Source organism: Pontibacter pamirensis, from assembly GCF_010015475.1.
Lineage (GTDB): Bacteria > Bacteroidota > Bacteroidia > Cytophagales > Hymenobacteraceae > Pontibacter > Pontibacter pamirensis.
In genome coordinates, this window is record NZ_SSNI01000008.1 from 98,900 (window position 1) to 111,542 (window position 12,643).

Annotated in this window: 6 protein-coding genes; 2 read left to right on the plus strand and 4 right to left on the minus strand. The window is 48.0% G+C overall.

The features are described 5' to 3' along the window. The first annotated feature begins 732 nt into the window (after positions 1-732). A complete protein-coding gene (locus E1919_RS09215) occupies positions 733-2,256 on the plus strand; it encodes a S8 family peptidase (RefSeq protein ID WP_237144199.1) in 1,524 nt (507 codons plus the stop codon). A gap of 85 nt (positions 2,257-2,341) precedes the next feature. Here the strand turns inward: E1919_RS09215 and E1919_RS09220 are convergent, their stop codons facing one another. The 4 genes from E1919_RS09220 to E1919_RS09235 all read right to left on the minus strand — a co-directional run bounded on the left by E1919_RS09220 (position 2,342) and on the right by E1919_RS09235 (position 10,053). Beyond that, positions 2,342-5,248: a PD-(D/E)XK nuclease family protein gene (locus tag E1919_RS09220; protein WP_162053070.1), complete on the minus strand. Its 2,907-nt coding sequence runs from the start codon at positions 5,246-5,248 to the stop codon at positions 2,342-2,344. A 181-nt stretch (positions 5,249-5,429) separates the two neighbouring features. Next, positions 5,430-5,858 carry a VOC family protein gene (locus tag E1919_RS09225; RefSeq protein ID WP_162053071.1) on the minus strand — a complete coding sequence of 143 codons (429 nt, stop codon included), beginning with the start codon at positions 5,856-5,858 and terminating at the stop codon, positions 5,430-5,432. A gap of 94 nt (positions 5,859-5,952) precedes the next feature. Continuing rightward, the gene (locus E1919_RS09230; RefSeq protein WP_162053072.1) at positions 5,953-9,351 is read right to left on the minus strand and encodes a UvrD-helicase domain-containing protein; all 3,399 of its coding nucleotides are present in this window, start codon (positions 9,349-9,351) and stop codon (positions 5,953-5,955) included. A 165-nt stretch (positions 9,352-9,516) separates the two neighbouring features. Continuing rightward, positions 9,517-10,053, minus strand: a complete 537-nt coding sequence (locus E1919_RS09235; protein WP_162053073.1) for a hypothetical protein — start codon at positions 10,051-10,053, stop codon at positions 9,517-9,519. Positions 10,054-10,722: 669 nt separating this feature from the next. Between E1919_RS09235 and E1919_RS09240 the strand changes: the two genes are divergently transcribed. Beyond that, positions 10,723-12,540 (plus strand): DEAD/DEAH box helicase, encoded by a 1,818-nt coding sequence (locus tag E1919_RS09240; RefSeq protein ID WP_162053074.1) that lies wholly within the window; start codon positions 10,723-10,725, stop codon positions 12,538-12,540. Positions 12,541-12,643 lie beyond the last annotated feature (103 nt).

The window sequence follows — 12,643 nt, forward strand, 5'->3', positions numbered from 1 at the left end:
AGTGATGCTCCAGGTGTTGCAGAACCTGTGCCTGGTCGGAGCCAGGAGTGGAAGTGAAGCTGGATGGCATCCTGAACTCGATGGGATACTGCGATCATGGCCATTTTGGAAAAACAGAGTATGTAGTGCTTTATTTCTCCAGAGATGCAGATCCGAACAACATCAAACGGACACTTTAGATAGGCACAGAAGAAATGGTGGATGCGGACGCTCAAAAGATGTCGGGAGACGCGCACCGCGATACCATTCAGAACCTGCTGGAATTTGATTACTGAAAGATTCAGGTATAGTCGCCACTTTCATACTAGTGAACACTTTAAATAAAAAAGGAGCAAATGTGCTTACGTTTGCTCCTTTTTTATTTAAAGTGTTCACTATGGAAAATCATCAGTTTAGATATGTCTCATGTAGCTATCTGAAACTAGAGCATTCATTACTTTCAGTAGCTTTTCTCAATTAGTTATATGCAGCCCTAGCATTTCTAAATACCTCTGCAAAAGAGAGGAAATGAAGCGTTGAGATTTAACCATTTATTATTTTAAACGTTAGTATTGTAATATATAATACTTAAAAAGTTTTATTTTAGGCTCCTTTAGTTTAGATTGGCAGATTTAACACTTAGTGAAATAGTTTTCCTTTTAAACTGCTGATTTTGATTCCTCTACTGCTTTTTGTGATTACGGCAATGTAAAGCTGATCTACATTGCAACGCAACTTTAAATAATGCTTATTATGAAACCAACTTACCAGCACAAATTTATCTTTTCTTTGATCCTGCTGCTTGCCACGTCTTTTGGATGCTCAAAAGAGGATGACTTAATGCCTGATGGTACACTGCGGCAAAGCACGGAGAGTGCCGCAAAAATGAGCGACACACGGACTAATGTCACATTGCTGTCAGATCGTTACATCATCATCTCATCTACTAATGCTATTCCATCCGAGTTGAAGAGCAAAATGGGCGCTTTAAAAGGAAAATTAACAGCTACGATAGACGAAGTAGGACTTGCTACAGCGACCTCCTCTGATCCTGATTTCATCGCCAAAGCCTCCAAAATAAAAGGTGTTAGTGCTGTTATGCACGATTTCAATGTACAGTGGGTAGATCCTTCTAAAGAAATCAAGGTTAAAGCTAACTACGGTAATCCTCCTGCTAGCGGTGATGATGATTTCTTTTTTGATCTGCAATGGGGGCACGATGCGATTGATGCCCCGGAAGCCTGGAATGCAGGTTATAGAGGGGCGGGTGCCAGAGTAGCTGTGTTAGATACAGGATTTGACTTAACACACCCGGATCTGGAGCCTAACATCGATATGGCTGCAAGCAAAAGCTTTGTGCCCGGGGAGGACCTGCAATACTCTTTACCCGATCCCTTTAGCCATGGCACCCATGTGGCAGGAACAATTGCCGCCGCAGACAATAGTTTTGGTATTATTGGTGTAGCACCTGAGGCAAAGCTGATTTTGGTAAAAGTATTAAGCGACGAAGGTTCAGGAGCTTTTTCCTGGGTAATGGATGGGATAGTACATGCGACTGATCAGGGTGCTGATGTTATCAATATGAGCCTTTCTGCCTACTTTCCCCGCAATGGCAAGTTTAGGGACGAAAATAATAAAGTAATATTTGATGACAAAGCTTTACAGAAAACCGTTGTGGCACTAAGCAAAGTAACCACTTATGCTTTTCAACGGGGTGTTACTGTCATAGCTGCCGCAGGAAACGATGGGATAAATCAAAACGAAGATCGCAATTATGTAGTGATGCCGGCAGAGGCGCCGCATGTTATTTCTATCTCAGCTACAGCACCTAGAGGCTGGGCTTTAGCTCCATTCACGGCATTCCTTGATTATCCGGCTTCCTATACTAACTATGGTACACCAGAAGTTGACTTAGCAGCACCTGGCGGCGATGTAAGTTATGCTGGCGATGAAATAGTGACAATTGGCTTTGTTACCGCGCCCGCCTATGTTTTCGATTTAGTTTTTAGCACCGGAAATGGTTCCTGGTATTGGTCGGGAGGGACCAGTATGGCAGCGCCGCATGCAGCAGGCGTGGCTGCTCTCGTGATCGGTAAAAATGGGGGTGATATGAAGCCGGCGCAAGTGGAGACTACCCTTCGTAATTCCGCGGAAGATTTAGGAAAGCCAGGCCGGGATCCTTTTTATGGACACGGAAGAGTGAATGCTTATAAGGCTGTAACAGGCGTAAAATCACCTGCTTCTCCTGCTAAGGGTAAACCTATTACCCGGAAGTAGCTACTTTGTGATAAAGTTTTTTAAAAGCACAGCACCTTTCTATTTCTTGAAAGTGCTGTGCTTTTGCTCTTATGCGGCATTTACCTTACCGCGCACAAATCCCCCTATATGGGCACCACTGGCATACTTCCAGATCATTTGTTTTTCGGATTGGCTCCTCCGGGTCCAGCATGCGGCGAACGAAGTCGGAGAGGAGTGTCTCAGAGGCGACGATGAAGTCCTTGGGGGTAGCGCCGTCTGCTTCGGTGAAGTTAAATTCAGAACTCATCACACCTGCGTCTAAATTCCTGAAGGAGAGAATGCCGGAATGGGGCTGAATACTCCACGGAACTACGTGCTGCGCATTGCGCAGTATGGTTTCCGGCTGCTCTTTCAGCGTACGCTGCAGCACATACTGGTACAGCCAGAGTTGGCGGGCTTTGTCATACTTCGGATCAGTGGTGAACTGCAGCTCCACTTCTTCAGGCTTTACCTTTAGCTGGCCCGGCTCCACCTTACCTGTTTTATAGTCTATTACCCGAAGATCGTGACCCGTCAGGTCAATGCGGTCAGCTTTACCGGCAATACGCACCAGAACCTCTTCGTCGCCCACCTGCACGGGTAGCGTGGCCGAAAGTGTTTCTTCGAGGCGCAGCACGTAAAGCGGCAGTTCGTCTGAATAGAGCAGGTTCTGCAGGTATTTCTCAAGCACCTGCACCGCTACTTTATAGAGCAGGCGGTTCATGCCGCGCTCCGGCACTGCCCCGCGTGTTACGCGACTGAACTCCATCTTCACCTGCCCAGGCAGCTGCGTCAGCATCGACTCTACATCAGCAGATTCAATGGGCTTGCCTGTCTGTTCAAACTCCCTAAAAAAGTCCTCCAGTACCTGGTGCACCAGCGTTCCGAATTTATCAGCCCCTAACTGTTCCTCCACTTCCTCCACCTCCTGCATTTTAGCAATGCGTGTGAAGTAGTACTGCAGCGAACAGTTGATGTACATGTTCAGGTGCGAAGGGTAGAGCCCCCGTTGCAGTTCCTTTTTAAACTGCTCTATTGTCTGCGCATCTTTCTCTATCAGTATCTCCTCGTTATACTCCCTTGTCTTTTTCTGCTCCACGGCAGCAGTCATGTCCCTGAATTTAATGTTAGAGTTGCGCAGTGCGAGGTCGTTTTGCAGTTGCAGGATAAATCGGCTTTTCTCGCCCGAACCATAAGTGTCAGAGGGCAGCACGTAGAGCAGGTTCACCCGCTTGGCACGCTGCAGCAGGCGGTAAAAATTATAAGCCGTCGCTCCTTCGGTTTCGGAGTAGGTTGGCAGGCCAAACTCCCGCAGCACATCGTAGGGCATCAGCGACTGGTGGCGTTTGGGTGCCGGCAGCGTGTTCTCGTTCACCGAAAGGATAATCAGGTTCTCGAAATCCAATGCGCGCGTTTCCAGCATACCCATGATCTGCAGGTCCGCGATAGGTTCGCCGCTGAAGGGGAGGCGGGTGGATGCGATGAGCTCGTAGAGGAACTTGCGGAAACTGCGCACCGATATTTTGTGCTCCCGGCAGTCGAAAATGGTGTCAAGGCGCTTGACGAGGGTATAAAAGATGTACAGGTATTCTGTCTCGATGGTGTTGTGGCCGTGGCTGTAGACTTCGCGCAGCAATTCTATGAGCCTGTACATGCTGGCAATAATGTCATCGCAGTCGCGCCAGGTTTTGAACAGCACTTCGAAGAGCGGGTGCTGCTGGCCCAGATTCAAGAGTTCCTGCGCTGACACCATAACTTTGTTGTCTTCAACAATCTTGTCCAGCACCTGCTGAATCATGCCGTGGTACTTCGCCTGCTCCGGCTGGTCGTTCAGGTAAAGTTCGTAGCGCCTGATAAAGGGGTGTGTGAGCAGTTTCGTGACGGACAGGTGGTGGTACTGGTATACCTTATAACCCGATTCCTGCAGTTGGGTGATGCCGGTCAGGTGAACTTCAAATAACAAATCGATGAGGTTGAACAGGGGAGTGCCATTAAAATTCAAACCCATCGTCACGTTATAGCTTGGTATGTTTTCCGGTATGGAGTGCAGCACCGGCAGGAGCAGCGTTTCGTCTGGCAATACAATTGCTACCTGTGCGTATTTGTCCTGCTTCCTGATTTCCTGCAGCAGCTGCCCTGCCAGTTTGCCCTGCATACTGGCATTGGCTACCCCGATAACGTTGATCTCCTTTTCATCTGTCAGGAGTAGGTTCTGCTGCCAGCGCCACTCCGGTAGTTTCCAGGTGCTTTTATATTTCCGGAGGAAGCTTCCGGCACGGTTAGGCGTATTCTCCTCCATATAGAAATCATCAGAGTCGAAGAGCACCTCCGCCTTTTCATGCTTCAGCAGTGTTTTGATGATTTTTTCTTCCGAAGCGGTCAGGGCGTTGAGGCCGATAAAAATGTATTGGGCACAGTCAGATTCTTTGGCAATGGAGTCGATATTGTCCGCCACTTTACGGAAGGCCATGCCGGTATAGGCCTGCTTTTTCTCCAGCAGGTGCTTTTTCAAGTTATGATAAGTCTTCTCAATATTGTCCCAGAGGCTGAAGTACTTGCGCATAGTAGGGGAGAATTCCTTACCCAGGAACTTCGGGTCCCAGCGCTCCAGCGCCTTGGCTTCTCCCAGGTATTCAAACAGTTTTCCTGTATTCACCAGGTTCTGGTCGATGCGGCTGAAGTCATCTAACAACGTGGCGGCCCACGTCACGAACTGGTCGAAGTCCAGCGTCGGGTCCTGCTCCCGCATGAGGTCATATAGTTCAAGCTGCAGGTTTATCGGTTCCAGCACATCCGTCTTTGCCAGGCGGCAGATGAAATCCTCCATCGCCGACACCTCGGGCGACCAGATAGGCTCTGTGGCCGCTTGTGCCAGCGCATTTTTAAAGAAGAAACTCGCACGCCGCGAAGGCAGCACAATGCATAAGTCACTGATATTCTCTTTATACTTTTCGTAAACGTATTTTGCCGATAGCTCTAGGAAAGTCTGCAAGGGTGTTTGTGTTGTATAGGTGGACTTTGTTCCAGGAATAATTTCTATAAAAAAGAGCTAAACAATATCAGCGCCTTTTTAGATAGATAAACTACCCATCCCTAACCCCTCCAGGCAAGGGTTAGGGATGGGTAGTTTATTTTGCAACCAGATTCAACGTATCAGGTCGATTTGTCAGCAATTAATGTATAGAAGCGCCAACTTCGGATCCGTCCATTGGTAGGAAAGGATTGTAAGCAATCTCCCAAAGGTTATCGTCCGGATCAGCGATGTAGCTGCTGTAGCCGCCCCAGAACACTTTTTCCGGTTGCTTCACCACTTTGGCTCCTTTCGCTTCCAGCGATGCCACCAACTTATCCACTTCCTGCTCTGACCGCACATTGTGGGCGAGCGAAAATCCTCTGAAGCCTTTACCATCAGCCGCTACTCCTGCGTCGTCAGCCAGCGATTCCTGCGGGAACAGTGCCAGCTGTATGCCATTCAATTGAAAGAACACAATGCTTTCGGTGCTGCTTTCCAGCGGCTTCCATCCAAATACCTTCTGGTAAAAGTCTCTTGACCGTTGCAGGTTTTTAACGCCTAATGTAATGAGGGTTATGCGATTTTCCATCCGGGGTTTTTATACACGATTTGTGAAATATTATGGGGTGGTATACTTCAAATTTTACATTGAGTACAAATGAAGCGAGTTTTTCCGCCATTTCTTACAACTCCATCTTCAACTGCTCCTGCTTTCCGCCATAGCTCCATTCTTTTACCTCCTGTGTCTCGAAATAATAAAGTACGCACTTCACTTTCTTGTAGCCCAACTGACGGAAACGGACGGCGTAATGGTCTAAGCGGTTGCGGTGTCCTGGCTCTGGTGGCGGCACTTTAAATTCTATCAGCACCACAGCATCCCCATCGAACACAATGCGGTCAGGTTTATAGAGATAGGCACGGGCATCCAGCACTTCCTTCTCATGCTCTACCACTACATTTTTAGAGAAGTAGTGTGCCATCTTCGGGTGGTGCAGCACCTCGTTCAGCTTCTGCCTCAGTGAAGGTTTGTCCCGGTCGCTGATGATGCCTTCGTAAACCATCTGGCGCAGCACCTGGTCAAGTTCCGTGGCGAAGGCCGTACGGGCGAGGGCGTAATGCAGTTTCCGGTTTTGCTGTCGCTGTATGGCCTGCGTCTCGAAGTCGAATACGTTGTTGGCGTGTTGCTTTATCTTCAGGCGCTGCTCCCAGTCGGTGGCCGTCAGGTATTCCAGGTGGTAGGTGTGGTTGTTGTCAGTTGGACTATGCGTCCTTTGATTGGTGCCTTTGGACAGCTGATAGCAGAACTTATTCGGCTCCCACATATCCTTGTGCACGAGGTAGCGGTATAGCAGGTGGCTAACATTTTTGGCAGAACCCTCCAGCGCTCGCGCTGCCTTTCTATCTTCCAGCAGATCTTTGCCATTCCCAATCAGGTAAAGGCGGTCGATGGGTCGGGTGAGGGCCACGTACAGCATGTTCAGGTTTTCAATAAAGGTTTTCTCTACCTCCGTACTGTATTGATCCGCCAGTATCGTTTTCTCCAGTTTAGAACTTATGTTAACTGCAACGCTGCGCAGCTTGCCCGTTACGCTGACTTCTTTTGGCAATTGGCTCCACATCAGGGAGCGTGTCATAGGCTCTGTGCCCCAATCCGCAAAAGGTATGATAACGATAGGGTAGGCCAGCCCTTTGGATTTATGGATACTGGTGATGGTGATGGCGTCACGGTTTTTGGGTGTGTTGATGCTCAGCTTCTCTTTCTGCACATCCCAATACCCCAGAAAGTTGTTGAGGTTATTGCTGTACTTGAGGCTGTACTCCAGCACCAGGTCCAGGAAGCGGAAGAGGTATTCGCTCTCGTTGTTCTTGTCCAGCAGGTTAAATATGCGTATAAGCTTTTCAGTGAGTTCATAGATGGAGAGGTTGCCAGATTCCCGCTCCTGCACATCAAAGCCAAACACCCGCAGCTGTTCAAAAAAGGGCAAGCTGTCCGGCACGTTGGCTATTTCGGCAATTCGCTGTGTCATGCCCACATCCGGAATCGTTTCCAGCGTCACTTTGCACACCAGGTACAGCGCCTCTGATTTAGCCAGGGTATCGTTGGGGCGGTTGAAGACTCTAAACAGGGAGATGATGAGGTTGATGACCTCTGCAAATTGCAGTGAAAGCGAATCCTGTGAAATAATATCAAACCCTCTTTCTTTCAGGAAGTTGGCAATGAGCTTACTTTTAATGTTGGTGCGGCACAACACGGCCATGTCCTGCAACAGATATCCTGCGGCTCGTGCCCCTTCTACCAACTGCAACACTATGTTCAGCGTGCTCTCATCGTAGCTCAAAGTTTTGGGGTGCGCGTAGCCCATGTATAACTCGTCGGTACGGCCGCAGCTGTTCAGGTCATACTTATAGTTGGTATCTTCGGGGTACGTGAACATGATTTGGATATGCCCACCCCGTTTGTCGTTGCCCACTGGCACCTGCTGCTGAAAATTGTCATCATAAATGGAGGCGAACATCCTGAACTCTTGATGTCCCTGGCTGATGTAGGTGAATAGTTCGTTGTTAAAGTCGATGATCTCAACCCGGCTTCTATAGTTCTCTTTCAGCGTATCCGGCTGAAGCGCATGATCCACTGTTTGATAACGTTCCTCAATCAAATGCCCGTGCCGGCGGTTTTGATACAGATATTTTGTGTTCTCCTTGTATAGATGCAGGATTTGTTCCATCTCGCCACCACGCCAGCGGTAAATGGCCTGCTTCGCATCACCTACCACCATGCTGAAGTGCCCGGAGGCGAGGGCGTTGTCAACGAGCGGGAGCAGGTTGTTCCATTGCAGCACTGAGGTGTCCTGGAATTCATCAATCAGGATGTGGTTGTATTTCTCACCCAGGCGCTCATAAATAAACGGCACCGGTTCCTGCAGCACAATATCAATAATGCGCTTATTAAACTCCGATATATGTATGGTGTTTTTGTCGCGCTTAATTTCCTGCAGGCATTTCTCGAGTTCGTTCAGCACCGACACCTTATACAGGTGCGGTACAATGGCCTGAATCAGTGTGAAAGTTTCGGCGTATTGCTCCTTTATATTTTCTATCTGCTGGTAAAGCGCTGTCAGTTCCGGCTTTACCTGGTCTATCTGCGCTTTGGTGGCTGTGTTAATTTTCCCGGCATACCACTTATCTTCTTCAATGGTTGTGCGTGCGTAGTTGTTGCCGTAGTTCAGGTCCACGTTTTTTTGCCAGGTGTTAAAATAACTGCAAATGCCACGGGTGCTCTGGTAAAAGTCGGCGGGGGAGAGGCCGGCATTGCGGATAATCTCTGTTGCCTCGCTAGCAGTCGCCTGTACCGCGGCCTCCACATCCTGCACTACCTGCTTCAACTCCTCCCTCACTTTTTTGAAGTCCTCCAGTGTCAGTTGCTGCAGGTCAGTTACGGCCTCGTATACCTGCTCATTCAGCAGGTTTTTTGCAAAGTCCATCAGGTCGTCGGGAAGCATCGTCCAGCTTTTGCCTTCCCTGGCTTTTTCCAAGGCATACTGCTCCAGCGTCTCCGAGAGCAGATCACCTTTGCGGTCGCTCACCTTGTCGAGCAGCAGCGATACTGCCGTGCTCACAAGGGTGTTCGAGTCCAGGTCCACCTCAAAATTATGCGGAATGTTCAACTCCCTCGTAAAGGCCTGTACAATCTTGTTCACAAAGCTGTCGATGGTGCTAACGGAGAAGTCGCTGTAGTTATACAGAATCTGGCGGAACAGCGCTTTTGCCCGCCTGCGCACTTCCTCCTTGTCCACCAGGTCTTCCGGATACGCCTCTCGTAAGTCTGCCGTTATGCCCTCCAGCAAATGTTCGCTGTTTTTCTTGTCCTTTTCTGATATGTCAGGGTCATTGAAGTTGCGCAGCGCCCCCAGAATGCGTTCCTTCATCTCGGCAGCGGCATCGTTCGTGAACGTGATAGCCAGGATAGAACGGTAATAGTCCGGATCAGGGGTTTGCAGGGCCAGTTTGAGGTATTCCTTTGTCAGGTGATAGGTTTTGCCCGAACCGGCCGAGGCGGAGTATATTTTAAATATAGAAGGCATAAAGAAGGGGATCTATAGTATAAAGATACACCTTCTGAGTGCGTACAGGCAAATCATCCTTTAAATCTTTCGGCGGATTTGTTGTAAAGGCTATAGCATCAGGCACATAAAATAAAGAGCCTCTATCCTGGTGGGACAGAGGCTCTATCTGTGGATTTTTAAAGGTTAACTGGCGTAAGCTAAATGACCTGTCTGCTCACTGTTGAAAGGCGCAAAATCTTTCACACAAACGTGGTACATGATACGCGCCATAGAAAGCGAATATTCTGTTATCAGGCACTGCTGCTGCTCTGCACTCATAAGGGCTTTGCTATTGCCAAGGTTGAATTTATTCAGTTCTATCACTTCATCAAAATTCTGGCGCAAAGTTTTAAGGGCTTTAAAAGAAGGCTCGTTGTAGTATAAAGGTATCACCTGGCACACAGCATAACTGCCCTTTGCACGTTCCTGCCTTATCATACTGCAGAGCGATTCTATGTTCATCTTGTCAAGGTCAGAAATGATCACATAGAATACGTTTCGGCGGTCCTGGTTCAAAGCTCTTGCCGGGGCGCTCCCGAGCAGCATATTGCGTTGGATTTTAGAGCCGTGCTGAAAAGCCTCATCTTTAAGAATCTTGTTGTGGATCTTGAAAGCAAGCGCACCGGAAGCAATCAAGTTAAAGTCTTTGCCCTGTGTTGAAATCTTGGAGAAATGTAACATAAGAATAGGTGGTTAAGGTTAGGGTATATTTTTCATATCTTTTAAACCTGTATTAACCGTTGCGGCAAAGCTATCAACTGTTAATGGAAATTGGAAAACGCGTACTTTTACACATTGTTTAGTGTTGGAATGCCTGAAAGCATCACAGTAACTGTTCAACTTTATTCGTAACTTTTGCCATTATTTAAGGGGCTGCAGCTACTGTTTGTTTCGTTAATTACGTCAACTTAATCCAAAAAATTCACGATTTTATTTCAAATATGGCCAAGTGGGCTATATGCTTGGTAAACTGGTTCTTGTAACGGGTAAGTGGCTATTATGTTACTATTTTACAACGATTATTTATGATTTTGCGAATGTTGGTACACTAAAACGAGTGCAGAACTAAACAAAGTATAATGTTTTGTGGTAATAGAAGATCGAGGATGGCAAGTCTCTTAAAACAGTACAAAAGAGATGTAAATTATTTTTTTCTAAAGTGTTAGCTATACTGGTATTAATTGTGTACTTTTGTACCCGATTTGGTACAGTCTGAATTACTGATAACTGGATACTCCCACCGTAGGCTAACCTGGTTGTTTATTGTTTTTGTGTCGTTCTCATAGAAAGCAGAGAAATAGGTTGAATAGCAGGCTGGCCCAGGTTATAAAGTATATATTAGTAAATTAGATGAACAAAATCAGATTTGACGAGCTTCCGCTATCGCAGGAAGTACAGCGTGCTATCGCTGACATGGGCTTCGAAGAAGCCTCTCCCATCCAGACACAAGCCATCCCGGTTGTATTAGAAGGACGAGACATCATTGGCCAGGCCCAAACGGGTACTGGTAAAACGGCTGCCTTCGGTATCCCGACGATCGAGCAGATCGATGCGAGTGACCGCAGTGTGCAGGCACTTATTCTGTGCCCTACACGCGAACTGGCTATACAGGTTTCCGGTGAAATCCAGAAACTGGCAAAGTATAAAACAGGCATCAGCGTGGTTCCTATCTATGGCGGGCAGCCATATGATCGCCAGTTGCGTGCCCTGAAGCAGGGTGTACAGATTGTAATCGGAACGCCAGGCCGCGTAATGGACCACATCGAGCGCGGCACCCTGGTACTGGACAATGTGAAAAAGATTATTCTGGACGAAGCAGACGAGATGCTCGACATGGGTTTCCGTGAAGACATCGAGTATGTGCTGGAGCGTATTCCGGAAGACCGACAGACAATATTCTTCTCTGCAACCATGTCGAAGCCGATCATGGAGATGACGAAGCGTTATCAGACTGACCCGGTTATCGTGAAAGTGGTACACCAGGAACTGACAGTAACTAATATTGACCAGGTATACTTTGAAGTGCGAAGCAGCGTCAAGCAGGAGGCGGTGTCGCGCCTGATTGATATGTATAACCTTAAGTCTGCCATTGTTTTTTGCAATACAAAGCGCATGGTCGATGACCTAGTAGCCGGCTTGCAGGCACGCGGTTATTTTGCCGATGCATTGCACGGTGACTTAAACCAAAATCAGCGCTCTAATGTAATGGGCAAGTTCCGTAACGGTACGCTGGAAATACTTGTTGCCACGGATGTGGCCGCACGTGGCCTTGACGTAGAGAACGTAGAGGCTGTTATAAACTATGACCTGCCGCAGGACGAAGAGTCTTACGTGCACCGCATTGGCCGTACAGGGCGTGCCGGTAAGTCTGGTAAAGCCTTCTCTTTTGTAGGAGGCCGTACAGACGGGTATAAGATAAAGGACATCATGCGCTTTACTAAAGCGAAGATTGTTTTACAGCAGATACCTTCTCTGGAAGATGTAAATGAAATCCGCACCACACTTTTCTTTGATAAGGTGAAAGAAGTGCTGGAAAAAGGCCATTTAGCTAAGCAGATAGCACGTATCGAGCGCTTTGTGAACGAGACGGATGGTTATACCCCGCTTGATGTAGCGTCTGCTCTGCTCAAAATGAGCATGAAAGAAGCTAAAGTGAAGGAAAAAGGTGCAGAGGCTGAAAAAGGACTTAGCGCTACAAAAGATGGCATGGACCGTCTCTTCATTACAATCGGCAAGAAAGACCAGGTGCATCCAAAAGACTTGATCGATTTTCTTGCTCAGAACGCCAGCATCCCAGCCGGCAAGGTAGGAGACATTGACCTGTACGACAAGTTCAGCTTTGTAGAAGTACCTTCGGAGTATACGGCAGAGATTGTTGCCAACTTAGGCCGCGTTGAATACCAGGGCCGCTCAGTTGTGGTAGAGAAGTCGCAGAAAAAAGGCAGCGGCCCCAAAGAAGGTGGCCGTGGCGGCGATGACTTCGGCTTCAGCGGTGGCGGCGACAGAGGCGAACGCAGAGGCGGCTTTGACCGTGACAGAAACCGTGGCGGAGGCGGAGGTTCTTTCAGAGACCGTGACCGCAGAGGCGGCGGCGACCGTGACAGAGGTGGTGACCGTGATAGAAACCGCGGCGGTGGAGGCGGTGGCTTCCGTAAAAGAAGATTCTAAAAAAAATAAACTTTGTGGCTTTGGCTCCGTATAAATTACCATACAGAGTTTAAAGTGTAAAAGCTTTCAAAGCTGTTAGAAAAGGCCGACTTGAAACGTCGGC

Coding starts and splice junctions, on each gene's coding strand:
- E1919_RS09225 (WP_162053071.1), bottom strand. CDS start 5,858: ATGGAAAATCGCATAACCCTCATTACATTAGGCGTTAAAAACCTGCAA.
- E1919_RS09235 (WP_162053073.1), bottom strand. CDS start 10,053: ATGTTACATTTCTCCAAGATTTCAACACAGGGCAAAGACTTTAACTTG.
- E1919_RS09215 (WP_237144199.1), top strand. CDS start 733: ATGAAACCAACTTACCAGCACAAATTTATCTTTTCTTTGATCCTGCTG.
- E1919_RS09240 (WP_162053074.1), top strand. CDS start 10,723: ATGAACAAAATCAGATTTGACGAGCTTCCGCTATCGCAGGAAGTACAG.
- E1919_RS09230 (WP_162053072.1), bottom strand. CDS start 9,351: ATGCCTTCTATATTTAAAATATACTCCGCCTCGGCCGGTTCGGGCAAA.